24 protein-coding genes and 1 pseudogene are annotated in these 25461 nt (G+C 64.1%); 16 read left to right on the top strand and 9 right to left on the bottom strand.

Features of this window, described 5'->3' with window-relative positions:
• Positions 1-18: 18 nt before the first annotated feature.
• Positions 19-1539, bottom strand: coding sequence for an ABC transporter substrate-binding protein (locus tag AOC05_RS17725; protein ID WP_062008858.1), 1521 nt, complete (start codon positions 1537-1539; stop codon positions 19-21).
• 536 nt (positions 1540-2075) lie between these two features.
• On the opposite strand from AOC05_RS17725, the gene AOC05_RS17720 reads away from it, so the two are divergent.
• The 5 genes from AOC05_RS17720 to tgt all read left to right on the top strand — a co-directional run bounded on the left by AOC05_RS17720 (position 2076) and on the right by tgt (position 6329).
• The gene (locus tag AOC05_RS17720) at positions 2076-2828 is read left to right on the top strand and encodes a FadR/GntR family transcriptional regulator (protein ID WP_062008856.1); all 753 of its coding nucleotides are present in this window, start codon (positions 2076-2078) and stop codon (positions 2826-2828) included.
• Between the two features lie 115 nt (positions 2829-2943).
• The gene (locus AOC05_RS17715) at positions 2944-3525 is read left to right on the top strand and encodes a hypothetical protein (protein WP_062008854.1); all 582 of its coding nucleotides are present in this window, start codon (positions 2944-2946) and stop codon (positions 3523-3525) included.
• Between the two features lie 47 nt (positions 3526-3572).
• A complete protein-coding gene (locus AOC05_RS17710; protein WP_062008852.1) occupies positions 3573-4112 on the top strand; it encodes an NUDIX hydrolase family protein in 540 nt (179 codons plus the stop codon).
• A 74-nt stretch (positions 4113-4186) separates the two neighbouring features.
• Positions 4187-4903, top strand: coding sequence for an SRPBCC family protein (locus tag AOC05_RS17705; RefSeq protein ID WP_062008849.1), 717 nt, complete (start codon positions 4187-4189; stop codon positions 4901-4903).
• Between the two features lie 76 nt (positions 4904-4979).
• Positions 4980-6329, top strand: coding sequence for a tRNA guanosine(34) transglycosylase Tgt (tgt, locus tag AOC05_RS17700; RefSeq protein ID WP_062008843.1), 1350 nt, complete (start codon positions 4980-4982; stop codon positions 6327-6329).
• 79 nt (positions 6330-6408) lie between these two features.
• Here tgt and AOC05_RS17695 read toward each other — a convergent pair whose 3' ends face one another.
• The gene (locus tag AOC05_RS17695) at positions 6409-7137 is read right to left on the bottom strand and encodes a queuosine precursor transporter (RefSeq protein ID WP_062008842.1); all 729 of its coding nucleotides are present in this window, start codon (positions 7135-7137) and stop codon (positions 6409-6411) included.
• A gap of 273 nt (positions 7138-7410) precedes the next feature.
• Between AOC05_RS17695 and AOC05_RS19610 the strand changes: the two genes are divergently transcribed.
• A complete protein-coding gene (locus tag AOC05_RS19610) occupies positions 7411-7572 on the top strand; it encodes a hypothetical protein (RefSeq protein WP_157375021.1) in 162 nt (53 codons plus the stop codon).
• Between the two features lie 39 nt (positions 7573-7611).
• A complete protein-coding gene (locus AOC05_RS19605) occupies positions 7612-8151 on the top strand; it encodes a hypothetical protein (protein ID WP_157375020.1) in 540 nt (179 codons plus the stop codon).
• Here the strand turns inward: AOC05_RS19605 and AOC05_RS17685 are convergent.
• Entirely contained in the window at positions 8104-8676 is a 573-nt protein-coding gene (locus AOC05_RS17685) for a hypothetical protein (protein ID WP_062008838.1), read from the bottom strand. The two genes, AOC05_RS19605 and AOC05_RS17685, sit on opposite strands and share 48 nt — an antisense overlap.
• A gap of 253 nt (positions 8677-8929) precedes the next feature.
• On the opposite strand from AOC05_RS17685, the gene AOC05_RS17680 reads away from it, so the two are divergent.
• Genes AOC05_RS17680 through AOC05_RS17665 form a run of 4 tightly spaced genes read left to right on the top strand, consistent with a single transcriptional unit; the run spans position 8930 to position 13575 of the window.
• Positions 8930-9784: a MurR/RpiR family transcriptional regulator gene (locus tag AOC05_RS17680; RefSeq protein ID WP_062010003.1), complete on the top strand. Its 855-nt coding sequence runs from the start codon at positions 8930-8932 to the stop codon at positions 9782-9784.
• Between the two features lie 41 nt (positions 9785-9825).
• Complete coding sequence (locus tag AOC05_RS17675; protein WP_062008836.1) at positions 9826-11049, top strand: amidohydrolase; 1224 nt, start codon at positions 9826-9828, stop codon at positions 11047-11049.
• Positions 11046-12410, top strand: coding sequence for a DUF3100 domain-containing protein (locus AOC05_RS17670; protein WP_062008834.1), 1365 nt, complete (start codon positions 11046-11048; stop codon positions 12408-12410). The genes AOC05_RS17675 and AOC05_RS17670 overlap by 4 nt, the downstream gene beginning before the upstream one ends.
• A 16-nt stretch (positions 12411-12426) precedes the next feature.
• Positions 12427-13575, top strand: a complete 1149-nt coding sequence (locus AOC05_RS17665; protein WP_062008832.1) for an alpha/beta hydrolase — start codon at positions 12427-12429, stop codon at positions 13573-13575.
• A 122-nt stretch (positions 13576-13697) separates the two neighbouring features.
• On the opposite strand, the gene kynA is transcribed toward AOC05_RS17665, so the two are convergent.
• Entirely contained in the window at positions 13698-14546 is an 849-nt protein-coding gene (gene kynA / locus AOC05_RS17660) for a tryptophan 2,3-dioxygenase (RefSeq protein ID WP_062008830.1), read from the bottom strand.
• Positions 14547-14583: 37 nt separating this feature from the next.
• A complete protein-coding gene (locus AOC05_RS17655; RefSeq protein ID WP_062008828.1) occupies positions 14584-15342 on the bottom strand; it encodes an alpha/beta hydrolase in 759 nt (252 codons plus the stop codon).
• Between the two features lie 190 nt (positions 15343-15532).
• Here AOC05_RS17655 and AOC05_RS20885 point away from each other — a divergent pair.
• Positions 15533-16262, top strand: a pseudogene (locus AOC05_RS20885) (NADP-dependent oxidoreductase).
• On the opposite strand, the gene AOC05_RS17640 reads toward AOC05_RS20885, so the two are convergent.
• Positions 16259-16747, bottom strand: coding sequence for an antibiotic biosynthesis monooxygenase (locus tag AOC05_RS17640; protein WP_335337600.1), 489 nt, complete (start codon positions 16745-16747; stop codon positions 16259-16261). The pseudogene AOC05_RS20885 and the gene AOC05_RS17640 overlap by 4 nt on opposite strands.
• Before the next feature lie 263 nt (positions 16748-17010).
• On the opposite strand from AOC05_RS17640, the gene AOC05_RS17635 reads away from it, so the two are divergent.
• The gene (locus tag AOC05_RS17635) at positions 17011-18294 is read left to right on the top strand and encodes a hypothetical protein (protein ID WP_062008822.1); all 1284 of its coding nucleotides are present in this window, start codon (positions 17011-17013) and stop codon (positions 18292-18294) included.
• Positions 18295-18306: 12 nt separating this feature from the next.
• Here AOC05_RS17635 and AOC05_RS17630 read toward each other — a convergent pair whose 3' ends face one another.
• From AOC05_RS17630 to AOC05_RS17620, 3 genes are all read right to left on the bottom strand, one after another.
• Positions 18307-19224 carry a ketopantoate reductase family protein gene (locus AOC05_RS17630; RefSeq protein WP_062010001.1) on the bottom strand — a complete coding sequence of 306 codons (918 nt, stop codon included), beginning with the start codon at positions 19222-19224 and terminating at the stop codon, positions 18307-18309.
• Between the two features lie 336 nt (positions 19225-19560).
• Entirely contained in the window at positions 19561-20043 is a 483-nt protein-coding gene (locus AOC05_RS17625) for a hypothetical protein (protein ID WP_154604839.1), read from the bottom strand.
• Complete coding sequence (locus AOC05_RS17620; protein ID WP_062008818.1) at positions 20003-21943, bottom strand: primary-amine oxidase; 1941 nt, start codon at positions 21941-21943, stop codon at positions 20003-20005. The genes AOC05_RS17625 and AOC05_RS17620 overlap by 41 nt, the downstream gene beginning before the upstream one ends.
• 146 nt (positions 21944-22089) lie before the next feature.
• Between AOC05_RS17620 and AOC05_RS17615 the strand changes: the two genes are divergently transcribed.
• The 3 genes from AOC05_RS17615 (at position 22090) to AOC05_RS17605 (ending at position 25441) form a co-directional block, all read left to right on the top strand.
• Positions 22090-22701, top strand: a complete 612-nt coding sequence (locus tag AOC05_RS17615; protein ID WP_062008816.1) for a TetR/AcrR family transcriptional regulator — start codon at positions 22090-22092, stop codon at positions 22699-22701.
• Between the two features lie 114 nt (positions 22702-22815).
• Entirely contained in the window at positions 22816-23784 is a 969-nt protein-coding gene (locus AOC05_RS17610; protein ID WP_062008815.1) for a helix-turn-helix domain-containing protein, read from the top strand.
• Between the two features lie 247 nt (positions 23785-24031).
• Positions 24032-25441: an aldehyde dehydrogenase family protein gene (locus AOC05_RS17605; RefSeq protein ID WP_062008813.1), complete on the top strand. Its 1410-nt coding sequence runs from the start codon at positions 24032-24034 to the stop codon at positions 25439-25441.
• The last annotated feature ends 20 nt before the right edge of the window (positions 25442-25461 follow it).

Here is a 25461-nt window from a genome sequence, read left to right as displayed (position 1 = left end):
TGGATGATCCGCAGGCCCCTACTTCCAGCTCATGGCGCTCAAATTAAGACCCTCGGACACTGCGTTGGCGGGGATGCCGGCGACACCAGTTTTTGCCACAACGATGTTGGGGAACAAGAAGAGGGTGTTGGCGCCGGCCTCATCAACGATGCTGCGAACCACTTTTTTCATCCCTGCAACATAGCCGGACTCATCAGCCATGTCGGCCGCGGCGGCTTCTGCCTTGATCGTGGAGTTGTCGAAGCCGATGTAATAGTTCGGATCGTTGAAGATGGTTAGTACGTCCCTCGACTCGACCGCCAGGATGACTGACATCTGGTAGTCGTGTTTTGTGAAGACTTTGTCCAACCAGACGGCCGGGAATTCGGTGGAGGCGATCTTGGCGTTGATACCCACGTCTTTGAGCTGGGAAACAACAATTTCAGATACGGCGGTCGCATATGGCCTGGTGGGCACGGAGAAGGTGATGTCTAGGTTCTCGACCCCGGCCTCTTTCAAAAGCGCCTTGGCCTTGCCGGGGTTGAATGGAAAGACGCCATTTAGATCCTCGTAATAGGCGTCGGTTGGAGGGACCGGACCCCCAATGAGTGTGCCCAAGCCATTCCAGGCAGTGTCCATGACGGCCTTGCGGTCTATGGCATACATGACGGCCTGGCGCACCCTGACGTCGTTGAAAGGGGCGGCTCTATTGTTCATGGACAGTATAATTTCGCCGGTCGAGGTGCCCTTGATGACCTGGTATTCGGGCTTGCCCTCGAAGCTGGAGAGCAGTTCGGGCGCCTGCATGTTGTAGACAACGTCAACATCGCCGGACTGCAGGGCGTTGGTCGTTGCCGTGGCGTCAGCAAAGTATCGCAGGGTCGCATTCTTGATCTTGGGGGCCTGGCCCCAGTAGTCGGTGCGGGCACTCATCTCCATGGATTCGCCCGGCTTCCATGAGGAGACAGTGTATGGGCCGGTGCCGACGGGCGTGTTGGCCAGATCGTCAACTCCCTTCGGGTCGAACATGGCCCCGATGCGCGATCCCATGTCAAAGAGCCAGGCATTGCTGGGCTGCTTGAGCACCACCTTGACCTCGGTGTCACTGACGGCCACGACTTCCTGGACGACGTTCATCTTCGCTTTCACGCTGGATTTCCATGCGTCGGACTTCACCCGGTCGATACTGAACTTGACGTCCTCTGCTGTGAAGGCCTCGCCGTTGGAGAAGGTGACTCCTGGATGGAGCTTGAAGGTGTAGGTCATTCGATCCGGGCTAAGTTCCCAGGAATCGGCAAGCAGCGGCTGGATCTTTCCTTCTTGGTCAATGCGAAGCAGGCCCTGGTAGACGTTGTCCATGAGCGCCTGCGGAATAGCCGAGCCCGCCGTCGTGGTGAAGTCAAGATTCACCGGCGGCCCGCTGAGGGCGACGGTAATGGCAGAGTTCTCGGCCCCGCCATCTTGGCCACCAGGAGCGGAGCCGGCCGAACATGCGCCAAGCGATAGTGAAGACGCCAGCAATAGGGCAACTGACAGGCTGGTTCTCTTTGAGCGAAGCATGGGCACTCCATCGGTTGGAATCGGTTGTTCGGACGATCCTGCAATGTGACTTATCCAACAGCATTCGAATGCATATATCAACCTATAACAATGGTCTGGCCAGTTATATTATGTTGACGACGCGTCTCGAGGAAGTGCCGGCCAGCGTGCATGGCTGTGCATCGTCGCTGCTGTGGTCTTCATTCCCGCGGAACAACGACGATTTCCGAGCCTCGCCCCTGATGGTCTCCCATCCGCAGCATTGCCAAAGATGACGGGCCGGGGCCCAGTGTGACTAGGCTCATTCTGGAACTGCCATCACTCCAAAGGCGCTCCGCCGCTCTCGATACACAGTGGTTGATGGCATGCCTGACCGGTGGCGGGGCCGCCCGACTCTCAAAAAGGGGGCGGCACCGGTGCATCGGCAGTGTGAGGTCATTGGTTGTATATTACTAATTGGTTGGCTGGTCGAACCAGTTCTCAACAGGCTGGCAATGGTAGTGGCCCCAGGTACAGTGGCTCGCAGAAGAAGGTAATCCCTTGACGTCAGGCATCAGATGAATATCGTCAGCTTTACGCCCGCTGTTGCAACGCTCACTTACGAGCGGATCGTGGAGCAGATTGAAACGGCCATCACCTCCGGGGCCATCCTCGCCGGAGAGCATCTGCCGTCCGAGCGCGAACTGATGGTGCAATTCTCGGTCAGCCGGCCCACCGTTCGCGAAGCGCTACGTGTACTCCAGTCCATGGGGCTGATCGAATCCAAGCCGGGCGGGCGCGGCGGGCCAAAGGTGCTTGAGCCTTCCCCCCAGTCACTGACCCGATCCTTCACCACGATGGCTCGCTTGGACTCATTGTCCATGGCGGAGCTGGTCCAGTTCCGCCTCGTTCTGGAATCTTCGGCCTGCCGATTGGCCGCGACTCTGCACAACGACGAGCAATTGGCTGGCATGGAGTCGGCCATTGAACGTATGGAACAGGCAGTGGGCAAGGACGCCGAAGCCTTCGCCCGGGCCGACGTCGACTTCCACCTTGCTGTTTGGGAGGCTAGTGGAAATGCGCTACTGACCATGTGCGGCCGGGCAGTCGCCGAGGCCATCGTGGGGCTCATCACCGAGCAGCTTACGAATTCCGAGGCCACCGAACGCACCGAGGCAGCCTCGGCCGCGCTAGACCGCGAGATTTTCCAGGCCATCGCCTCCCGCCAGGGTGTGGAGGCGGGGCGGCGGGCCCGTCAGGCAATCTACGACCGCTACGTCCCACTGTTACCGGAGGCTGCCGCCGCCGGGCTGGAGGCACTTCTGGATTAGTTCGCCAGCATGTGGAGCCCAGCATGTGGAGCCGTGCACCCACCTCGTCCGCCAGTTTCTGCCCGTCAGGCTACCAGTGTTGCTACCGTAGAAGCACCCCACCCCTGGAGAGACCATGCTGCGCGTACGCCCGATCCTTTTCACCGCGTCCTTTGAGAACACCGTGGAGCAGTTGCGGCAGCTGGGACTGGCCTGCGCGGAGAACGACGGCGACCGGGCGGTCCTTGACACCGGCAATGGCAAGGTGGGTGTGTGCCGCCAGGCCCCGGACCATCGTGGCACCCTGCTCGCCTTTGAGCTGCGGGATCCGGTCATTTTTGTCCAGCGAACCCTGGCCGACGGTACTCATGCGGAGCTGGCAGAGACCTCCGCCGGGCCCGGGGCCCGCGTCAACGCACCCGATGGTTTCAGCTTTGAGCTGGCCTCCTCTAACGATCTGCGCCTCCCTGACCCCGGGGCGCCGCTGGCCGTGGTGGTCACCTGGCGCACACCCAACCCCACCGCAGCCAACAAGGTACTGGCGGATATTGGCGCCAAGTTCGTCCAGGATCGGGCAGACGGCGGGGCGCTTTTCAGGGCCAAGAACGGCGGTTTTGTGGCCACGGCGGCGGGCTGGTCCTCCGGCGTCGAACTTGGCATCATGCGCGACGGCGAGCACCTCCCTCTGGGTGGTGGGGGCGAATCCAGACCGCTTTGAGGATCCAAAAGGCAGTGCTTGGGGCGGGGATGGGGTAGAACTGAGGTATGAGCGTGCGCACCCCTGATCCCTACCCCGGCTGGCTGTCCAACGAGGACTTGTACGAGGCCAGAAGCCGTCTTCCCATGGTCTATGTGGAGGTGGTCCCGGTCCGTCTTGACCCGCTGGGCTATGTCAATGAGGTGGGTTTGCTGCTGCAGGCCGACGACGAGGGCTCCATGGTCCGCACGCTGGTTTCCGGGCGGGTGCTGTACCGGGAGACCATCCGGGCCGCGCTTGTCAGGCATGTGGAGAAGGACCTGGGCCCGCTGGCCTTCCCGCAACTGCCCGTTAGCCCCGTGCCCTTCACGGTGGCCGAGTACCTGCCCTCGCCGTCCGAAACCGGGTTCACCGACGAACGCCAGCACGCCGTGGCCCTGGTCTACGTGATCCCCGTGACGGGTGAATGCGAGCCACGCCAGGACGCCCTTGAACTGACCTGGATGACGCCCGAGGAGGTGCTCAGCCCCGGCGTGCAGGCCGAGTTCGTGGGCGGCCGCGGCGCCCTGGTGCGCCAGGCCATCTCCTTTGCCGGTTTGGGCCGCTAACCCCGCCCGACCCTAGCGCAGCAATCAGGCAGGCGCCCTAGCCCGATTCGGCTATCCGGCGTAGATTACGGTTCATGGACACGAACCCGCTCTCAGTGCTCGTCAACGCCGACGCCGAACAGGTCTGGCGCATGCTGCGTGAACCCGCCAAGACAGCCCAATGGCACGGCTGGGAGATGGAGGGGCTCGATGATGAGATCCAGCAAATCTACTACAGCGACGTTTTGGAGAGCCCGGACCACCTCCGTCTGGAACTGGAAATGGGCGACGTCTTCACCTTGGAACCACGCCCGGACGGCACCTTGGTGACCCTGACACGCGGCGTCGCAACCGGCGAATTTGCCAAGTATGACTCGGACATCACCGAGGGCTGGGCCATGTTCATCCAGCAGTTGAAGTTCGCGCTGGAACGCCACCCGCATACGCCGCGTCGGACCATTTTCGTCGATGGCACCAGCGCCGCACACACCAACCTGTGGGACGCTTTGGGCATCGACACCGGGTGGCTCCCCGGTCCGGGCGAGCCGTACCAGCTAACCCTCAACACCGGCGCCGCACTGAAAGGGAAGGTCTGGTACCGCAGCGATACCCAGCTGGGTCTGACGGTTGCGGACTATGCAGAACACGGTGACGGCCTGCTGATCCTTGCCCAGCAGGCACCCGTCGAGGGCCTGCGCGAGCATCCCGGCGCCCAGATCGTCGTCTCCACCTACGGCCTTGGCGCTGCCGCACTGGAAGCCGTCGGGGCACAGTGGGATGCCTTCATGGAGACCCACTACCCCGGAGAGTAGCCAAAAGGGCGAGAGCGTCGGGTTGCGTTGGACACCTTCAAACCCGGACGCCGGGAAAGACTGGCAAAATGGACTAATGCCCTCCCCTGAGAACAGCACTGGCCTTCTTGCCCCCGCGCCCGCCACGGCCCCGCCCACAGTTCCCGGCGCTCCGGCGTCGCAAAGCGAATTCAGTTTTGAGGTCACCACCAGGCTGAATGAAACGTGTGCGCCCGCGGCTGAAGCGATCCAAAGAAACGGCGGCAAATTCCAGGGCCGCACCGGCGTCATCACCACCCCGCACGGCACCATCAAGACCCCCGCGTTCATCGCCGTTGGAACCAAGGCCACCGTGAAAGCAGTGCTGCCGGAATCCATGGCCGAGCTGGGCGCACAGGCACTGCTGGCCAACGCCTACCACCTGTACCTGCAGCCCGGCGCCGACATCCTCGACGCCGCCGGCGGGCTCGGCAAGTTCATGAACTGGTCCGGACCCACCTTCACCGACAGCGGCGGCTTCCAGGTCATGTCCCTGGGCTCGGGCTTCAAGAAGGTCATCAACATGGATGCCGTAGCCGCGTCCCCGCACGCCGGCGCCGACGACTCCGTGGCCGTGGGCAAGGAACGCCTGGCCCACATCGATGACGACGGCGTCTGGTTCAAGTCGCACCTGAACGGTGACATGCACCGCTTCTCCCCCGAGGTTTCGATGCAGGTCCAGCACCAGATCGGCGCCGACATCATGTTCGCCTTCGACGAGCTGACCACGCTGCTGAACTCGCGCGGCTACCAGGAAATGTCGCTCGAGCGCACCCGGCTGTGGGCGCTGCGCTGCATCGAAGAGCACTTCCGGCTCACCGAAGAGCGCCTGGGTAAGCCCTACCAGGCCCTGTTCGGCGTCATTCAGGGTGCCCAGTACGAGGACCTGCGCCGAAAGGCCTCGCATGACCTGGGTGAAATGAACTTTGACGGCTTCGGCATCGGAGGTGCGCTGGAGAAGGAAAACTTGGGCACCATTGTGCGCTGGTGCTCCGAGGAACTGCCCGAGGACAAGCCCCGCCACCTGTTGGGCATCTCCGAGCCAGATGACATTTTCACGGCCATCGAGAACGGTGCCGACACCTTTGACTGCGTCTCGCCCACCCGGGTCGCCCGCACCTCGGCGTTCTACACCCCCGACGGCCGCTTCAATCTCTCCGGCGCCAAATACAAGCGCGATTTCACGCCGTTGTCGCAAGAGTGCGACTGCTACACCTGCGAGAACTACACTCGCGCCTACATCCACCACCTGTACAAGGCCAAGGAAATGGTTTCCGCCACGCTGATCTCCATCCACAACGAACGCTTCGTGGTGAAAATGGTCGACGACGCTCGCCTGGCCATCGAGGACGGCACGTTCTTCGCGTTCAAGGCCGAGACGCTGCGCCGCTACTACCCGAACCGGTAATCCTGATGCTGTGGGGGGCCGTTGTGGTGATTCGCCTCTGGCCGGCCATGGGCGAATCACCACAACGGCCCCCGCAGCGCTAAATGCTTGCCTGAGCTTCCACATAGGACGGTTCGCGGCGCTTAAACCAGCGGATCGCCACGCTGGTCACCGGGATGAGCGCGTACTGCACGCCCACCTTGTACACAAAGCCCACCAGGACATAGTTGGCGAACATGCCAAAGCCCACGATCCCAATCACGGGGGCCGCAATGGCGCAGAAGATCAAGGTGTCCAGGAATTCGCCGGCACCGCTGGAACCCATGAGCCGCACCCAGAGTTTCCGTTCGCCGTGGTGTGCTTTCAGCCGGACCATGATCCAGGAGTTGACGGTCTGTCCGGCCAGGAACGCCAGGAGGCTGGCCAGCACGATCTGCGGCACCGGACCCAACGCCTCCGTCAGGGCGTGCTGTTTGGCAACACCGTAGTCGTCGGTGAATCCGGGCAGCGCAATGATCACCCAATAGCAAAGTGAGGCGAAGACTGACAGTGCAAACGTGGTGAGAATTGCCTTGCGGTTGACCTTGAAGCCGTAAATCTCGCTGATCACATCGCCGAGGATGTAGGCGAAGGGGAACAGGAAAAATCCGCCGTCCGTCACGATGGGGCCAAATTGCACGCCCTTGGACGCGCCGATGTTGGACAGGATCACGATGACAGCCATGCACGCCAGCAGAATCCCAAAATAGGGGCTTCCGACGGCGGCAAAGGTGGGGGTTGTGCTGGTTCTAAAAGGGGTTGCCGAGGCATTACTTTGCAGCGGGGACATAGTGAAGTCTCAAATTTCTCTTGTTTAAGTGGTTCGCTCATGCCACACCCCGTGGGGGCTGGCCGGCTGTATTATCACTGGGCCCGTCTGCACCCGGGCCATCTCCTATTCTGCCATGTCCTGAACTTTGTGCCCATACGGGCACTCAGAGATCTAGGCTGAAAGCGACGCCGAATGCCAACACAAGTGAAGCCAAGGAGTTACTTTGAGGAAATACTGGTGGGTCAACCACGGCCGCAACTTTGAGCAGGCCATCAACGACGGGACCCGGTGGTGGACCCCGACGGGAACAGGGAACTCATCAAGGACATGAACAAGGGCGACGTCGTGTTCAACTACTTCGGCCCGTATGTGAGGGCCGTCAGCGTGGTGACGGAAAATGGCGGGACCGCGCGCGAACCAGGTCCCTTCAACGCTGCCGGCAAGCCGCAATAACGCCACATTTCAGCACTTACGGCCAAAGCGGGTCAGGAGTTGCTGGCGGAAGCCGCCGTCCCGGCCCCGCAGTCCTCGGCGACCAGTCTGCGCGGGCTGCCCGGCAGCACGACTGCCGCCTGCGCCATTTGCGGGGAGAACTATCCTGCCCGCCTGCTCATCGCCACCCACACCAAGCCCCTCCCCGAAAGCTACGAGGAGGAGCGCATGGACTGCCAGACCAACGCCACGCTGACCTGCGCCCTGGGCTGCGAAGCCCTCTACGAGTTCGGCTACATCGTGGTGGGGCCAACGGGCCAGATCCAGCCCGGCCAACCGGCCGAAACACCGCGCATCGAGGACGCCGTGGAACACCTGGCGGGACGCCATTGCACCGCCTTTGACGAATGTACCGCGGAGGATTTGCCGAGAACAAGCGGCTCATGCTGGAGCCCCAGCCCTATCCGCACCACCGGCCTGAAAGCTCGAAGGTACGAAGGTACGACGGCGGCACCTGGCCGGGTGCCGCCGTCGTGCGCGTCCAGATCCGGCTCATTGCCTCGTAAAACTGAGGATCTGCGCAGCCTGGCTCCAGCCTAGGGGCGCTAGGCGTGCGGCCTGGGCAGCGTCGGCCACCAGGAAGAGCCTGTCCGCACCGTGGGTGAAGGCCTCTTCGCCAAGCGAGGCAATCATGACCGCTTCCAGCGCAACCACCATGTCCGGATCCGGCACATCCACATGCAGCCCGCCCAGGACAGCCAGTTCATCGCCGACCTTGACCCGCCCGCCAGCGACCGGCCGGTCAAACAAGGCAACCTCGACGGCGTCGTAATTTTCCAGTGGCACCTCGGCAAGGTTCGTGTCCGGCGGCAGCTTCGGGACCAGGTCAAGGTCGTCGGTGAGGGCTGAGAGCAAGACGGCGGTGCCCGTTTCGGCCAGCGCCAGGCCGGCGGCAAATTCGCGCGCCGCCACCGGGTCTTCGGTGACCAGGTGCAGCACGGCACCAGAAAACGCGCCACCCTCGACCGGCCACGCCAAGATCTGCTCCGAGGCGGCGTCCTTCAGATCGCGGATCGCAGCCCACGCCGGGGCCCATATCTCAAGGGCTTCCTGCCAATGCGTCATAGTCATCATCCTTCGATCGTGCAAACATGCCTGAGCAAAATGTCGAAACGAGCGCTCCTGAGAACGGTCGGCGGGTCTCGGCACTTCCAGCATAGGCACAGCGGCCCCGGCCCGGGCGCACCACCAATAAACTGCAAACGAAATTGCAATATCTGAAAATTGCAACCATAATTGCAGAGTGACCCACCTAACATCCGAACCTTCCCATGTGACCCCCGGCACCTCCGAGGAGGCTCCGGCCGCCCACCCACGCCTGGACCCGACAGGGCCGGGCGTGAACTGGTTGGATGACATTTTGGCGGATACCGACCTTCCCAAGGCCCAAAACCGGGTGGCAGACGTCATCATCCGCAACCCCCAGCTGTCCTCCTACGCCGAGATCGCAGAGATCGCCGCGCATGCCCAGGTTAACAACTCAACGGTTGTCCGCACGGCCCAGACCCTCGGTTTTCTCGGTTGGCCGGATCTGCAGCGGGAACTGCGCTCGCGTTACCTGACAAAGATTTCCACCGAGGACACCCTCGTCCAACACGGCGAGCACAGCAACCCGTTGACAGCCGCCCTGACCCGGGACATTGAAAACCTGCGGCTCACCTTGGACGCGAACACGGCACAGGACGTGGAAGCCACCATCGCCACACTGGCCGTCGCCAAGTCCATCCTGGTGGTGGGGCACGGTTCATATGCCGCCCCGGCCAGCGTCATGGCCCACCTGGGCTCCACGATGGGCTACCCGATTTCCCTGGAATCCCGCGCCGGGGTGCACCTAGTGACCAGCACCAACACGCTGGGCCCGGGCGACGTCATGGTGGTCATCAACATTTGGCGTTCCATCGGGCAAATGATCGTGGCCGCCGAGGCCGCCCACCGTGCGGGGGCCACCATCGTCGCCATCAGCGACATGCGCCGCGGACGGTTGGCCGACATCGCCAAACACCTGCTGGTTGTCCCCTCTGAAGGCATCGCCTTCTTCCAGTCGGTCACCGCCACAACCTCGGTGGTCTACGGATTACTCGCTGGCATGCAGGCCGCCCACCCCGAGCGCAGCAGGGAAACGATCCGCCGCTCCCAACAGCTCTGGAAAGAACTCGGCGTCCATCTGGACTAGCCGCCAACCGCCCCTCCCGAACCATCTAAGGACACAGCATCATGAATTTAGACGAGATCACCGCAGCGGCAACCGGCGTCCACGCCGAGCTGGCCGCCGGCGTCGAGCAGTGGCGGGAACAGGTCCACACCCTGGCCCGCGACATCCACGCCAACCCCGAACTTTCCTTTGAGGAAGTCAAGGCCTCCTCAGCCATCGCGGCACTGCTGCGTGGGGGCGGCTTTGACGTTGTGATGGGCACCGCGGGACTCTCGACAGCGTTCACCGCCACCGTGGGCAGCGGCGAGCTCACCGTCGCCCTGTGCATCGAATACGACGCCCTGCCCCAGATCGGCCACGCCTGCGGGCACAACCTGATTGCCGGCGCCTCCGCGGCGGCCGCCCTAGCATTGGCACCTCTCGCCGACAGCCTGGGGATCACGCTCAAGGCCATCGGCACGCCTGCCGAGGAGCACGGCGGAGGCAAAGTCCTGATGCTGGAAGCCGGGGCGTTCGACGGCGTCGGGCTGTCCTTGATGGTCCACCCGGTTCAGGACGGGGTCACCTACAACCCGGCCGGCACCAGCGCCCAGGCCGTGGGCCGCTACCGGGCCACGTTCACGGGCAAGGCCGCGCACGCCGCCGCCGCCCCACACCTGGGAGTCAACGCCGCCGACGCCGCCGTGCTCAGCCAAGTGGCCGTGGGCCTGTTGCGCCAGCAGATCCCGGGCGATCACAGGATCGCCATGTATGTTGCCGAGGCCGGCCACGTCACCAACATCATCCCCGAACGGGCCGTGGTCGAATTTGAGTGCCGCGCGTTCACCTTGCCGGAATACGAATCCTTGCTGGTCCGGGTCCGCCGCTGCTTCGAAGGCGCCGCCCTGGCCACCGGCACGGAGCTGAGCATCGAATCCACCGAGCCGCTGTACGAACCACTCCTGCAAAATAGCGACCTCGCTGCCAACTGGACCACGGCCATGGACGTTTTCGGCAAGGACATTTCCCCGTCCGCCGGGCTGAGCGGCGGCTCCACCGACATGGGCAACATCTCCCAAGTCATCCCCAGCCTCCACCCCTGGCTGAGCATCCCGGGCGCCGACGTGCCCATCCATTCCCACGCCTTTGCCGCCCTGTCCGACACTCCCGCAGCATACGAGGTCATGTTTGAGGCCGCCGTCGCCCTGGCCTGGACCGCGGCAGACGCCGCCACCGACCCCGCCCAACGCACCCGTTTCATTGCCGGCGCATACCGCCCGGCCGTAACCAAGGACCACTTCGCATGAGCACTCTCGTCGCACCGGCCAAGGCTGGACTGAAGGAAACACTCCCCATTGCCCTCCTGGCGCTGATCATCGCCTTGGCCGTGCAGTACATCGGCTCGGCCAAGATCAATGTCGGCATTGGCTCAATCGTCATCTTCCCCATGGTGTGGGGCCTGATCGTGGGCCTGCTGATCTCGGTCCAGAAGTTCAAGCCGCTGGGCCTTGACCTGCAAAAGGTTGCCTCCGCGCTGGTGGGCGTGGCCGTGATGTTGCTGGTGGCCAGGCTGGCGTTCAACATCGGCCCCAGCCTTCCCGTGCTGATAAAGGCGGGCCCGGCCCTACTGCTTCAGGAAGTGGGCCACCTCCTGGGCACCGTGATGCTGGCGCTGCCGCTGGCCGTGCTGCTGCGCATGGGCAAGGCAACGGTGGGGGCCACGTTCTCACTGGACCGCGAGCCGTCCTTTGCCATGGTCTCGGAAAAGTACGGCGCAGACTCCGACCAGTACCGCGGTGTCCTGGCCATGTACGTTTTCGGGACACTCTTTGGTGCCGTCTACATCACGCTGCTGACCTCGCTGGTGGCCAACTGGGGCATCTTCAACCCGTTGGCACTGGCCATGGGTTCCGGCGTCGGCTCGGGCTCCATGATGGCCGCCTCCGCGGCCAGTATCATCGAGGCCTACCCCGGTGACGCGCAGGCCATCCTTGGCATGGCCGCCGTCTCCAACCTGATCACCACCATCCTTGGCGTATACGTCGGCATCTACGTTTCTCTGCCATTGGCAGAGAAGTTCTACAAGTTCCTGACCCGCAAGAGTGCGGGCGCCGAGGCCGCTGCTGCTGCCACAGCTACACAGGCACCCACGGCCGAGCAGAACGCCGCAGCCGTGGCGGAGGACGACGCCAACCGCGACTTCCGCGAAAAGGTTGCCCAGTCCTCGGCCGAGGTCAAACTGCCGCTCTGGGTCTCCCTGAGCGTCTTGACGATTCTGGGTGTTGGCACGGCATCCGTGGCCGCGAAGGGTCTGCACTGGAACGTCATTGGCGGTTACGCCGTCCTGATGGGCCTGGTTCTGCTGGGCCTGTTCCTGGGCAAGGTGTCCCGGAAGATCTCAGCAATCATCTGGATCACCACCATCGGCGCCTACGTCTCCAGCCCCTGGTTCTTCGCCGCCGAGCCACTTACCAAGCTGGTCTCCGCCGTCGACTTCCTCTCCATCGCCACCGTCATGCTGACCTTGGCCGGCCTGTCGCTGGGCAAAGATGTGCCGTTGCTGAAGAACATTGGCTGGAAAATTGTGCCCGTGGGCCTGGTCGCCATCACCGCGTCGTTCCTGCTCTCGGTGGTCATTGCGGAGTTTGCACTTGGTTACTGGTCATAGCGGCTAGCATCAAGCTATGACCCTTTGGCAGCGCGATGTCCTAGGCCCGGATTTTGAGCAGCTCACCCTCGACTTGCCCGCCAGTTCCCCGGCAACGCTGGTCCGCTACATAGGTGAGGCCCAGGAATGGCACCCATCCTCCATGGCCGGGGCCGACATCTTGTATGTCCATGGCTGGAGCGACTACTTCTTCCAACGTGAACTTGCCGAGTTCTTCCACCGGGCCGGGGCACAGTTTTACGCGCTGGACCTGCACAACTATGGTCGCAGCCTGCGCCCGGGCCTGGTCCCGGGCCAGGTTTCCTCCCTCACAGAGTACGACGGCGACATTGCGGCCGCGCTGTTGGCCATGGGGCGCAGTGGGGTTCCCGAAGCGGTGATGGCCCTTCCCGAGGTGGGGGATGCCCCGGACCAGGAATCCTTTGAGGTGGCGTTCTTGGAGGAAGCCCGCCGTCGCCTCAGCGCAGCCTTTGATGCCTTGGCAGGCCGCGAGGGCGAGCTCACACACGGGGCTTCCCGCGAACGCCCCCTGGTGCTGTTGGGGCATTCCACCGGTGGGCTGACGCTGAGCCTGTGGGCCGCGCGGCACCCGGGCGCGGCGACCGCCGTCGTACTCAACAGCCCCTGGCTGGAATTTCAGGCCAACGAAATGGGCCGGGCCATGATGGCCCCGTTTATCCAGGCCCGCACACGGTTAAGGCCATTGGCCCCCTTGCCGCCCATCGATCCCGGTTTTTATACCCGCGCCGTGTCCAAGCGGTACGACGGCGAGTGGGAGTACGATCCGGCGTGGCGTCCGGACCGCGGCTTCCCCGTACCTCCGGCCTTCATCAACGCAGTATTCCAGGGGCAGGCCCTTGTGGCACGCGGCCTGGCCCTGGATTCCCCGGTACTAGTGATGCTTTCGGACAAGAGCTACCTACAGCCTCGCTGGTCCGCGGACGTGCTGGCCTCCGACGTGGTGCTGAACGTGGATTCGGTGGCCCGCCGATCCTTGGATTTGGGTCCGGATGTCACCATGCACAGGATTGCCGGGGCGTTTCATGACGTGTTCCTCTCACCGCGAGCCATCCGCGACGGCGCCTACGCTGGCATGGGCCGCTGGTTGGAAGCGGCCTTAGATTCAGCAGCGGAGCACCGCTGGGGTGAGCGCACCGGCAGCTAACGCTCTTACTCCGTGCCGCACCTGGTGTGGGGATTTGCACCTGCTTACGGTTTACCCCCCAACGGTACGCCACTTTGGAAGGGGCGCACCGTTAGCCGCCAACCAGGCGCATAAGCAAAGTCTTATTGCCCGATTTCGGTCCGCACGGCGAACAGCTCGGGGAAGAAGGTCAGTTCCAGCGCCCGCTGCAGGAATCCGACGCCGGAGGAGCCGCCGGTGCCGGTCTTCATCCCGATGATGCGCTTGACGGTGTGGACATGCCTGAAACGCCACAGTTGGAAGTTGTCTTCCAGATCCACGAGCTCCTCGCAGGCCTCGTACAGGTCCCAATGCTCATCCGGGGCCTCGTACACAACCCGGAACAGCTGGACCAGCTCGGCGTTGAACACGTGCGCCTTCGTCACGTCGCGCTCCAGGAGTTCGGCAGGTACGGCGAAGCCGCGCCGGGCCAGTAACGCCAGGAACTCGTCGTAAATGCTGCTCTGGGCGAGGGTTTCGGCGAGCATGGACTGCGCCGCGGGGTTGGCCTCAAACACCTTCAACATGCCTGCGTTCTTGTTCCCCAGCATGAACTCCACGGCCCGGTACTGATAGGACTGAAACCCGGACGCCGATCCCAAGTCACCCCGGAACTGGGCATACTCGGAGGGGGTCAAGGTGGCCAGCACACTCCACTGCTCGGTCAGCGAGCGCTGGATGTGCTTGATTCGGGCCACACCCTTCATGGCCGCCCGCAGATTGTCCTGCGCCAGTTGGCGGCGCACCGCCCGCAGTTCGTGCAGCATCAGTTTCAGCCAGAGTTCAGAGGTCTGGTGCTGGATGATGAAAAGCATCTCGTCGTGGTGCTCCGGTTTGCTGACCGGCTGCTGGGAGGCCAGCAGGGTGTCAAGGGCCAGGTAGCTGCCGTAACTCATCTTGTCGCTGAAGTCGGTCTCAATACCGGATTCAATCTTGCGGGTGTTCTTGGGCATGCCTTTTCCTTTTCCCGATGCGCTCACCCACTCAACCCTACGCCGCCCGCAAAACCCCCAACACCAGCTCCCGACACGTGGCATACGCGTCGCTGGAGATATCGATCAGGTCAAAATGGTCGCCGGGCACCCGAATCAGCCGCGCAGTCCCACCCGCCGCCACCGCAGCGGCAACGTAACTTTCGCTCTGGGAGGCGGGGACGGCGTCGTCGTTCAGGGCATGCACGGCAAACACCGGAACAGGCAACGGCACCGCGGCCAGGGGATCCCCCAGCACCACGTTGGGGCCCAGGAACATCTCCACGGCGTGGTTGCTCAGGCCCTGCGCTTGGGCCTGGCCCAGGTTTAGGAGCCCGGATTGGCTCACGACGCCGGTCACCTCCACCGCGGGATCCGCACCCACCGCCCCGGCTGGCAGCAGGGGCCGCCCCGCCGCCCACACGGCCAGCTGCCCTCCGGCGGAATGACCTAGGGCCGCCACTGTGTCCAGGTTCAGGCCGTGCTCGGCGGCAGCCAATGCCAGGGCATCAATACCCGCGGCAATGTCCAAGAACGTGGCAGGCCAGCCTCCCCCGTTACCCATCCGGCGGTACTCCAGGTTCCAGGCCGCAACGCCGTGGGCTGTCAGGTCACGTGCCAGGGGGGCGCCTAGGTCCGCGGAATAGGCGCTGCGCCAGTACCCGCCGTGGATGACAACCGCCACCCCCACCAACGGCCCCCGCGGCAGGTAAAGCTCAGCCCACTGAGAGGCATCCGGGCCGTAGCTGTACCGTTGGGGAACCGTGATATCGCTCATGGTCGTAGCGTACCGTTTCCCCGCGCACTGTTCCGCTATGCGCTAGATTCCGCGTGAATCTGGCGCATAAGCGCCCATGCGCCGGACTGGCTGGAGGTCCGGCGCAGAACAGCTACAAGGAATCATCTGCCCGTCCCGGTGGTCGGTGAAGATACACGTTTTGAAAAGTACGATTTCCATGGGTGAAACAATGCAGGCCATGACGTATGCACAGTTCGGTGGCACCGAAGTGTTGAAAAAGAGCGAGCGGCCCATGTCCAAGGTGGCCCCCGGCTCCGTCCTCATCAAAGTCTTGGCTGCGGGTGTGAACCCCGTGGACTGGAAGGTCATGTCCGGTGGCCTTGCCCCGTTCATGGATGTCAATTTTCCGGTGGTTCCGGGTTGAGATGTGGCCGGCGTGGTGGCCGCCGTTGGCGTCGACACCCCCGAGTTCACGGTGGGCGATGAGGTGTACTCCTAAGGGCGCAGCGCACCCTTGACGCACTAGGCCTACACACCGGTGAGACCCTGCTGATTCACAACGGCACCGGCAGCGCAGGCCTGCCACGGCCATCCAGCTGGCGGCCCTGGCAGGCCTGCGCGTGATCGCCACGGCGTCGGCCAAGAACCACGCGTGGCTGCGCGAACTCGGTACCGAGCCTGTTGAATACGGCGACGGCCTGGTGGGATGCGTGCACGCGCTGGCCCCGGACGGCGTCGACGCCGTGGCCGACTGGACGGTTCTGGACCACGGTGGTCAATACATTTGGGTGCGCCCCGACGCCCGCGAACTGGAGCGCCTCAGTGCCCTGGTCGACGCCGGGAAACTGCTGGTTGATGTGGACGCCAGCTACCCGATGCAGGAGCTGGCAACGGCCTTTGCCGCGGGCATGTCCGGACACGGCAGCGGCAAGAACGTGCTCACCCCGTTCACCGACTAGCTGGGTCGGCGCCCCGCGGCCCCCTGCCGGGGCTTGCGGGGTGCGTGCAGCCAGTGGCGAAGCAGGCGTGTGCTCAGTGGCAGGAACAGGTATGTCATGACGGGTGTGAGCAGGCACACGTTCAGCAGCACCGACAGCACCAGCGGCCACGAACCGGTGAACGGGTGCAGCGCAAAGTTTGCCAGCAGGCTCAGCGGGAAGAATGGCACGAAGATGCCCACGGCCTGCTTCCAACGCGGCGGGACCATCGTCTCCGGGACGGTGATGGAGACGTCGCCGGGCTGGTCGAACCAGCCCTCGATCCCGGTCCGATGCTCCACCCGGGTGACCTTGATCAGGCTTCCGGCGCTGTCGATCCACCAGCGCCGCTCCGCGGAATCGTCCCAGTCCTCCAGGGCGTCAACGTCGGCGAACCTGTACATGACATGCCACTCGTCGGAGGCCGGGCCCGTCCGCACCCAGCCGGACCCAGGTAGCCTGGCCATTCGCGGGCCAGTTCCTGTCCGGCATGGGCCCACGCGGCGAATTGGCGGTGATATCCGGGCTGTACGGTCCGGGCAATGGACACGGTGACGGGCTTGAGTTCTGGCACGCCAGCCATTGTATTGCCTGGGGTCAACGCCCATCCGCCATGTGGTCACCTCCACTTTCTTTACGACGGCGTGAGGGGCCCTTCGCGCGCAGGCGGCCATCCGGCGTCGTCCGGCTAGGCTTGAGGAATACGTTACCGCCGCAGCAAAGGATCCCCGTGGCCAAGAAGCCCCACAGCACTAAAAAGTCCCGTTTCGGCAACCCGGCAAAGGCTGCCGCCGACGCCGCTACGCGGGCCAACGCCGTGCCCCTGGCCGACCTCCGGCTCGAGCGGGCCATGGAGGCGATTGCTCCCGGGTTTGCGCTGTGGCTGGAATCCCAAGGCCGCGATGTTGCCTCGGTCGACATCAGCTTGATGATCCTCGACGACTTCTTTGATATGTACCGGATCCTGGAACCGGTCACGGATGCCATGTCGCTGTTGCCCGACGCTGTGCGAGAGGTCATGGAGGTCTCGGCCGACGCCAACCCGCAAGCGAGTTTCGCCTTGCGCGCCGGGGTACAGGACTATGTTGACTACCTGGCCCAGTCCGCGCTTTGGACGGGGGCTCCCGGAGACCTGGCGAAGCTGGCGGACCTGTTCAAGCAGCCCGCGTGGCCGGGCCTGGCCCCGGAAGCGGAGCTGCGCCTAGACGGGCCGCTGACGGCTGGCGAAACTTTTGACGGCGAGGGCGCCAACGAAGGGGCCGGCGTTGAATTCGCCAGCATCTTCGTTCCGGAGCTGAGCGCCGAACTGTTCACGGCCACCGCTGCGGCGTCCCCGCTCTGGAAGAACACCCTGGCCCTGCTGGCCTGGGTTGGCGACGGCCAGGACACCAGCCTCAAGGGTCAGCTGCGGAAGAAGGACCGGGCGGACGCCGCCGCCACCCTGCGCCACACGGGTGCAGGGAATCTCGGCGAGGCCTCCCTTTCATCCTCCACCGACTCCGATCTCGAGGCGGAAACCATGGACAGGCTGAAGTTGTATTGGCACCTGCTGGGTAGCCTCGGGCTGGTCCAGTTCAAGGCCGGCCGCGCGTCTATTGCGCCCCGCGGCCGGGATTTCCTGGAGCAGGGTGGAGCCCCGTTCGAGGTGTTTCGGGACATGCTAGGCCAGTTCATTTTCATCTCCACACTGACAGGTTCCGAGCCCGGACTCTATGAGGACTGGCACTTCGAGATGGCCTCCTTCATGGTCTTGTGCGCCTCCCAAACCCCGCCCGCCCCGGAGGTGCTTGTCTCCGCCCTGGAATCGCCGGACGCCGCAAGCCTGGACCTGTTCATCCTGGCCAAGAACGTGGCCAGCTGGGCCGCCGAAGGCCTCGTCACCGTTGGCGAGCACGTAGAAGTTCCGCCCGCCTTCCGGCTGGACCTGGCCGAAATCCTCAGGGGAGACTTCGACATCGTTTCTACTGGCCCGGGCGCCGGCCTGAACGTGGACGAGTTGCTCCACGGGGGCTGATCCGCCCGGAGCCTACCGCCGACTAGCCTCGTGGACGCGCAACTGCATCAGGGCCAACTCGAGCAGGGGTGTGGCGACACCCAGCTCCCGGGCGCGGCGGCAGAAGTCGCCCACCAGGTGCTCGGCTTCGTTAGGCAGGCCCGCCGTGACATCCCGGTAGAGCGAGGACGTGAACGTGGATCCGGGCTCGGTCAGAAAGGCCAGGGAGGCCGCACACTCGGCGTCCGGGACGCGAAAGCCTGCCGCAGCGGATACAGCGGCGGCCTCATCGAGCACGTCGCGGACAAAGGTCGGGCCGCCCTGGACGGCCGCAATGGCGCCCACCGGTCCGTGCAACAGGCACGTAATGGAGCCAGCTGTGGTGATAAAAACCCACTTGTGCCACATGGCTGCGAGCGCGTCCGGAATGGCCTGCAGGGTGAATCCGGGGACCTGCAACCGGGCCACGATCTGCTTGACACGTTCGCTGGGTTCCCCGTATTGCTCGCCCAGGTCCCAGGTGGCGATCGGGTTGAGCTGAAGGATGTCGCCGTCGTCGGTGACGGTGGTGACCACCTTGACAGCACTGCCCAGCACCTTCCGTTCCCCGAATGCTGCCCCCAGCGCGTCCATGTGGGCCATGCCGTTCAGGAACGGGATCATGACGGTGTTCGTGCCTACGGCCGGGGCCAGATCCTCGATGGCGGCTGTGAGCCCGGCAGCCTTCACGGTGACAAGGACGACGTCGAACGGCTCACGCAGCTGCCCTGCCGTGACATGCACGGGATCGATCCGCTCATTTTGACCCAGACCCACAAGGCGCAGTCCGCGCTCTTGCAGCGTCCGGGCCCGGCCGGGACGGACCAGGAAGGTTACCTCGCACCCGGCCTGAGCCAGCCGTGCCCCGAAGTAGCCGCCCGTTGCGCCGGCGCCCACAATCAGAATTCTCATACCATCCCTTATTCTGCGCTGGCGATGCAGCCAGTATTCGTGCCCGGTCACCACCAGCACCAGAATATCGAACACCGCCAGTGCCACCAAGCCCGGCGATCATCCACGGATAGGCCCACAGCTTCTCCATCAGCGGCGCCGTCACGAGCACCACTTTCACGGCCCCGTGCAACACCAAGTAGGACGCGGTGAACCTCAACCCGTCCATGTCATCAGCTTGTCCGCTTGCTACTTGGGGCGTAGCACTGCAGCCTTGGCCCCGCCGTTGCCTCCTGCAGCGACGGTAACCGTCGGGGAAGCCCGACGGCGGAGACCACCGACGGTGGAGACGCCCCCTCAGCCGGTGGCGCAGGCCCGAGCCCGGCGCATCACCGACGCGGCCAGCATGGCAACACCGAGTTCCAAGGCGATGATGGCCAACATGGCGACGGCGAGCGGGTCCGCAGTGGTCGCGGCCGCACCCATCTCATCCATGGCACCCATGGCACCGTGCCGGTGCCCTCCCATGGCACCCTGGCCCATGAGCAACGCCGCGTGCACCGCGACCATGGTCAGGGACATGGCGAAGAGGGCCCGCACCGCACGTTCGTGGGCGCCACCCCACACGGCCACCGCGCAGGGCAGGCACACTGCAGCCATGAGCAGCATGAGCGCCGCCTCCCACGGCATAGCCCTGTGCGCCCATGCCATCCACAGGTGGGCTGCCACCGAGCCAAAAGCAATGGCGGCACACAGCCGCGCCGCTCCCCGGACCTTTGCCGGGGAGCGGCGGCGCGCGTCAGCAATGGCAGCTGTCGCCACCGTCAGTTCCGTTCTCATGGCCGCCCTTGATGCTGGCGGGGACGTCCAGTACGGGGCTGCGGTCGAAGAAGCCCTCGGGTCGCAGCTTGAAGCCCACCGAGTCAACGGGCATGATCGGCCAGTCCTCCACGCGAGGGAAGTGGGTCAACCCGAAGGTGTGCCACACAACAAGGTCCGCGCCGTCGATGTTGCGGTCGGCGGCGATATAGGCAGGCAGCCCGGCCCCGCCGCGGTTCTGGTTGACGAAGTCCCCCGTGGGGTAGCGCTCCTGTTCCGCGAACTGGGTGACCCACAGGTCCTTCGTGGCAAACGCTGCCCGCTTGGCAATCGACGATTGCGGATCGGCAAGCAGCATGGGCTGGCCCTGGGGATGCAGCTTGTAGGCCACCGGCTCGCCGAGCCGGTTCAGCGAGGTCGGATTCGAAATCACCCAGGTCCGGCCGCTGCGCATGTCCGCCTCACGGACGGCACTGGATTCCGTGGCCAGGACGGTGCGTTGGCGGGTGAATGCATTGCCGCGTTCGTTGCCCTCGCCCATCGGCACCCGCACCACGTTCTCCTCCTCAACCCTGTTCACCCATCCATCGATGGCCATGTCCAGGCGTGCACCGAACAAGTGCTGGTGGTAGGGGGCGCCAAGTCCCGGGGCCAATTCCGAAGCGTAGGGGTAGCCCTTTCCGGGGTAGGCGCTGGTGAAGACCACGCCGGTTGCCTTGGCTTCGAACTCGATGGTGCCGTCCAGGTACAAGTACCAGTAGAAGCCGTAGTCGTAGTTGCCGATGGTGGTGAAAAAGGAGATCACCAGGCGGCGGTTGCGGCGGGTGTAGTCGATGCCCGTCCACAGGTCGGAGTGCTTGGCCAGGATGGACCAGTCCTCTTCGTGCATGCAGATGCCGTTGTGGATCTGGCGGGGGTTGCCAAACGCATCGCTGATCACGGGGCTCAGGTAGGTGATCTCGCCTAGGCAGTCGCAGCCCAGTTCCAGTGAGTTCGCGTACTGTCCCACCTGGTACTCGCCGGTGTCGAAGTAGTTTTGCCAGGACCGGACGGGCGACGGGTCACCGTAGGGGACCACCATTTCCGCGATCGAGGCGCGGTTGATGATGGGCCGTTTCCGACCGGCGTCGTTGAAGGCCAGATTGTGCAAGACGATGCCTTCACGGGCATCGAAGCCAACGTCCAAGCTCCAATTCTCCCACTCGACATGGTTGCCACCGGTTACGGCAAAGCTGGGGCCATCGGGCTGGCTGATGTTGATCGGCTTCTGCGTTTTCCGCAGCGGGCCCGTCAGCTCCGGGTCGGTGTAGTTGCCGTGTTCGGCGGGCACCGGGACCACGCCGAAGTCAAGCACCTTCTCCACTGTCTTGCTAACGACGTCGACGTAGGCCACGAGCCCGTCCACTGGGTGCGCCCAGGCACTGTCTTCCGGGAAGTCCTGGACAAAGGCGAGCCCTCGCAGGATGCGCCGGCCCACCTCTTCAGGGTACTCAAAGACACCCGCGGACAAAGGGGCCACCCGCACCTTGGCAACATCCAAGTTCCGTGCCGCCAGTGCCGCAAGCCACTGCGGATCGGTGGCAAGGATCCGCTCAACCACATCAAATTCCTCCTCCAGCACGGGCAGTTCCCCGGTTTCGGCGGTATCGAGCTCGACGGCGGACTCGACCGCGCCGTTCGTCGCGGACACCACCACGTCGCGGGGTGCGGCCCCGGAAACGTCATGCAGGAAGACGCGGAACCGGCGGTCAACCGGGGCATCGAAGGGCCGCCCACGCTGCGGGTCTAGCAGCCCCAAGTAGGCAATCCGCACGGCATCCCCCAGCAGTCCGGCGGCCTGCAAGATGTCCCGCACGGCCGTCACTTCCTGTGATGTGACGGGTGAATAAGAAGCGACGTCGACGTCGATGGAGGCAGTCATGGCTACCCTCTCTTGTTGTGTGGCGGCCAGGACACGGCCATGAAAAGTTTTTATTCTATGAATGTAGAGAATACCCACGCGTAAGATGCATCACAAGGGTTTGGTCCAAAAAGTATTTAATACTTGGGCCCATCGAGAGGAATTAAGTGCCAAAGATCGTCAACCACGACCAGCGCCGCCTTGAGCTGGTGGATGCCACGTGGCGCATCATTGCCCGGCACGGGATCGAGGGGGCCACCATGCGCGAGATTGCTTCCGAGGCCGGATTTGCCAACGGGGCACTCAAGCCGTACTTCCACACCAAAGATGACCTGATCGCGCTCGCCTTCGAGCACGTTTTCAACAGGACCAACAAGAGAATCACCACGCAGACTGCCGGCCGGGTGGGCTTGGCGGCCCTGCGCGCGTTCTGCCAGGAGGTCCTCCCCCTTGACGAGGACCGCATCAACGAGGCCCGCATCGTCATTCCGTTTTGGCAGAAGGCCCTGACCAGTGCCGCCAAGGCCGAGCTGCACGAGACGTCGATGAACCAGTGGCGTGCCGCCATGGAGCAGCATTTGCGCCACGCGCGGGAGCGGGGGGAAGTTACGGCAGACACCCGCGATGAGGACATCGTCAACCAACTCATGTGCATGCTACTGGGGGCACAGATCATCGCCGCCATGTCACCCCACGATCACTTGCCCGCCCAACTGAGCGCACAGCTGGAGGCCTACCTCCTACTGCTACACCCGGTATCGAGCGATTCTCACGGGTAGGTGAACGGCCTTTATTCGCCGATCGTCGAAAAACAAGTGACACCGGACACACTTGCCACTAGAGTGGTGAAAAATGTCGCCCGCCATGGGCCCTGCATCACCAAAGGAACAGCCATGTCCGCCACCACCGCACACGGAACCGCCAGCGCCGTCCAAACCGCCGTCGCCGATTCCTTCTCGGCATGGCACGATCTGATCTCGGCATCCTTCGTTCCGCTGCACGTGCGCTCCACCGACGCGGAGCACTTCCACGGACGACTGCGATCCCGCCTCCTGGACGAGCTCTCCATCGTCGAGGTCACCGCCACAGGACACAGCGTGCACCGCACCCCGTCCCTCATTGACAGCTCGGACCGCCCCTATTTCAAGCTCAATCTACAACTTTCGGGAACGGGCATCCTGGTGCAGGATCAGCGCGAGGCGCTCTTGCTCCCCGGCGATCTGGCCATCTACGACACGAACCGGCCCTACACGCTGGCCTTTGCGTCGGACTTCCGCACACTGGTACTGATGTTTCCCCATGACGCACTGGAGATGCCCGTGGGGTCGGTCGGGCGGCTGACGGCCAGGCGGTTACCCTCGGACCGGGGCCTGGGGCGAATGATCAGCCCCTTCATGACCCAGCTGGCAGAGAATCTCGACATCCTCTCCGGACCCAGCGGGCACCGGCTCGCCCACAACACCGTGGACCTGCTGAGTACCTTGCTTTCCGCCGAACTGGACCGGGAAGGCATCAGCTCCGAAAGGCCCCACGACGAGCTCTTCGCCAACATTCGCCGCTACATCGAAGCCAACCTGGCAGATCCCGACCTATCACCGGCCAGCGTTGCCGGCGCCCATTTCATCTCGACACGACATCTGCACAATGTGTTCCAGGAGGCCGGCACCACCGTGGCCAGTTGGATCCGTTCCAGAAGGCTGGAGAACTGCCGGCGCGAGCTGCGCGATCCGCTGATGGCGCACCGCCCGGTCAGCAACGTCGCCGCACGGTGGGGGTTTGTGGATGCCGCCCATTTCAGCCGCATCTTCCGGGCCGCCTTCGGCGAACCGCCAAGCGCCTACCGCCGGGCTGGCAATATCTAGTGGCGTGTCCCAGCTGCACTTCGATTCCTGCGCACCGTTCACTGGCATCCATGCGCCCCTTTCAAAGTGGCGCATGGATGGCGGTAAACGCTAAGCACGCGTCGACGCACGGCGGGGCGGGTTTGTTCACGAAAGGACAACCGGCCTTCGCGGATCGACAAAACAAAGCGCCAGCGGCGAAGCAGACTTGGGAAGACAAGGGCAGTGCCGCCCGGCCTTGCACCAACTGACTCGAAGTGGAGTTTTCATGGAAACGTACGCTGACCTCCTCACGGCAATCGCCCCGGTTTCCGGCAAGATGCGAACCATCCTGGACCCGGCCACGGGGGACGCTGTCGGTGAGGCGCCGGTTCACGATGTTGCGGACTTGGAGCGTGCCGTCGCCGCAGCCACGGCAGCCCAGCCCGCCTGGGCCGCCCTCGGCCATGAGGCTCGCAGCGCCGCCCTGCTCAGGGCGGCCGACGCCGTCGAACGCTCCGCCGAAAGCCTCGCCCATCTTCTCTCCCGCGAGCAGGGCAAGCCGTTGAACGGCCCCAACGCCCGCTTTGAGGTTGGCGCCTGTGCCGCATGGCTGCGCACTGCCGCCGCAACCGAGCTGACCGCCGAAACAGTGGTTGACGACGGCCAGACGCACGCCGAAATTCACTACCGTCCCATCGGCGTAGTCGGCGCCATCGGGCCCTGGAACTGGCCCATGATGATCACGGTGTGGCAAGTGGCCCCGGCCCTGCGCATGGGCAACGCCGTGGTGGTCAAGCCTTCCGAGTACACCCCGCTGAGCGTCCTAGCCCTGATCCAGGTGTTGAACACGGAACTTCCCGAAGGGCTGCTCTCGGTGGTCTGCGGCGGCAGGGACGTGGGTGCCCGGCTTGCCGAGCACCCGGCGATCGGCAAGATCATGTTCACCGGGTCCACGGCCACCGGCAAGGCGATCATCAGGTCCTCCGCGGACACCGTCAAGCGGCTCACCCTTGAGCTGGGCGGCAATGACGCCGGGATCGTGCTCCCCGACGCGGATCCGAAGGCCATCGCCGAGGACTTGTTCTGGGGCGCCTTCATCAACACCGGCCAGACCTGCGCCGCGCTGAAGCGGCTGTATGTCCACGATGACATTTACGACGACGTCTGTGCGGCGCTGACCTCTGTCGCCGCCGCCATGCCGATGGGTGTTGGCCTGGACGAGACCAACGTCCTGGGTCCCCTGCAGAACCAGCAGCAGTACAACATCGTGGCGCGGCTGGTGGAGGCGGCCAAGGACTCCGGCGCCAGGGTGTTGCTGGGCGGGAATCCTACCCCCGAGCAGCCCGGTTACTTCTACCCGACCACGCTCATTGCCGACATCGAGCACAACAACCCCTTGGTGACGGAAGAACAGTTCGGCCCGGCCCTGCCCATCATCCGCTACAGCACTGTTGACGAGGCGGTCGCCATGGCCAACGCCCTCGATGTGGGCCTTGGCGCATCCGTCTGGTCCGCCGATCTGGATGCGGCGCGCAGCGTGGCGGCACGCTTGCAGGCCGGCACCGTTTGGATCAACAAGCACGGCGCCGTGGACCCCCGCATTCCGTTCGGCGGGGCGAAGCAGTCCGGCTACGGACTCGAGTTCGGCGTCGAAGGCCTCAAGGCGCTCGGCGTCCCTCAGGTCATCAACGGCTAGCAGCGCACGCGCTTGGGAAG

This window comes from Arthrobacter alpinus, assembly GCF_001294625.1.
Classification (GTDB): domain Bacteria; phylum Actinomycetota; class Actinomycetes; order Actinomycetales; family Micrococcaceae; genus Specibacter; species Specibacter alpinus_A.
Note: the sequence above shows the minus strand (reverse complement) of the source record. Positions and strands in the feature narration are given on the sequence as shown.

What these genes read in the sequence shown, in the direction of transcription:
- AOC05_RS17665 (WP_062008832.1), top strand. Translation starts at nt 12,427, where the DNA reads ATGACCCTTTGGCAGCGCGATGTCCTAGGCCCGGATTTTGAGCAGCTC.
- AOC05_RS17725 (WP_062008858.1), bottom strand. Translation starts at nt 1,539, where the DNA reads ATGCTTCGCTCAAAGAGAACCAGCCTGTCAGTTGCCCTATTGCTGGCG.
- AOC05_RS17715 (WP_062008854.1), top strand. Translation starts at nt 2,944, where the DNA reads ATGCTGCGCGTACGCCCGATCCTTTTCACCGCGTCCTTTGAGAACACC.
- AOC05_RS17695 (WP_062008842.1), bottom strand. Translation starts at nt 7,137, where the DNA reads ATGTCCCCGCTGCAAAGTAATGCCTCGGCAACCCCTTTTAGAACCAGC.
- AOC05_RS17640 (WP_335337600.1), bottom strand. Translation starts at nt 16,747, where the DNA reads ATGGCCAGGCTACCTGGGTCCGGCTGGGTGCGGACGGGCCCGGCCTCC.
- AOC05_RS17610 (WP_062008815.1), top strand. Translation starts at nt 22,816, where the DNA reads ATGTCCGCCACCACCGCACACGGAACCGCCAGCGCCGTCCAAACCGCC.
- AOC05_RS17720 (WP_062008856.1), top strand. Translation starts at nt 2,076, where the DNA reads ATGAATATCGTCAGCTTTACGCCCGCTGTTGCAACGCTCACTTACGAG.
- AOC05_RS17670 (WP_062008834.1), top strand. Translation starts at nt 11,046, where the DNA reads ATGAGCACTCTCGTCGCACCGGCCAAGGCTGGACTGAAGGAAACACTC.
- AOC05_RS17685 (WP_062008838.1), bottom strand. Translation starts at nt 8,676, where the DNA reads ATGACGCATTGGCAGGAAGCCCTTGAGATATGGGCCCCGGCGTGGGCT.
- AOC05_RS17705 (WP_062008849.1), top strand. Translation starts at nt 4,187, where the DNA reads ATGGACACGAACCCGCTCTCAGTGCTCGTCAACGCCGACGCCGAACAG.
- AOC05_RS17710 (WP_062008852.1), top strand. Translation starts at nt 3,573, where the DNA reads ATGAGCGTGCGCACCCCTGATCCCTACCCCGGCTGGCTGTCCAACGAG.
- AOC05_RS17630 (WP_062010001.1), bottom strand. Translation starts at nt 19,224, where the DNA reads ATGAGAATTCTGATTGTGGGCGCCGGCGCAACGGGCGGCTACTTCGGG.
- AOC05_RS17655 (WP_062008828.1), bottom strand. Translation starts at nt 15,342, where the DNA reads ATGAGCGATATCACGGTTCCCCAACGGTACAGCTACGGCCCGGATGCC.
- tgt (WP_062008843.1), top strand. Translation starts at nt 4,980, where the DNA reads ATGCCCTCCCCTGAGAACAGCACTGGCCTTCTTGCCCCCGCGCCCGCC.
- kynA (WP_062008830.1), bottom strand. Translation starts at nt 14,546, where the DNA reads ATGCCCAAGAACACCCGCAAGATTGAATCCGGTATTGAGACCGACTTC.
- AOC05_RS17605 (WP_062008813.1), top strand. Translation starts at nt 24,032, where the DNA reads ATGGAAACGTACGCTGACCTCCTCACGGCAATCGCCCCGGTTTCCGGC.
- AOC05_RS17625 (WP_154604839.1), bottom strand. Translation starts at nt 20,043, where the DNA reads ATGAGAACGGAACTGACGGTGGCGACAGCTGCCATTGCTGACGCGCGC.
- AOC05_RS17620 (WP_062008818.1), bottom strand. Translation starts at nt 21,943, where the DNA reads ATGACTGCCTCCATCGACGTCGACGTCGCTTCTTATTCACCCGTCACA.
- AOC05_RS17675 (WP_062008836.1), top strand. Translation starts at nt 9,826, where the DNA reads ATGAATTTAGACGAGATCACCGCAGCGGCAACCGGCGTCCACGCCGAG.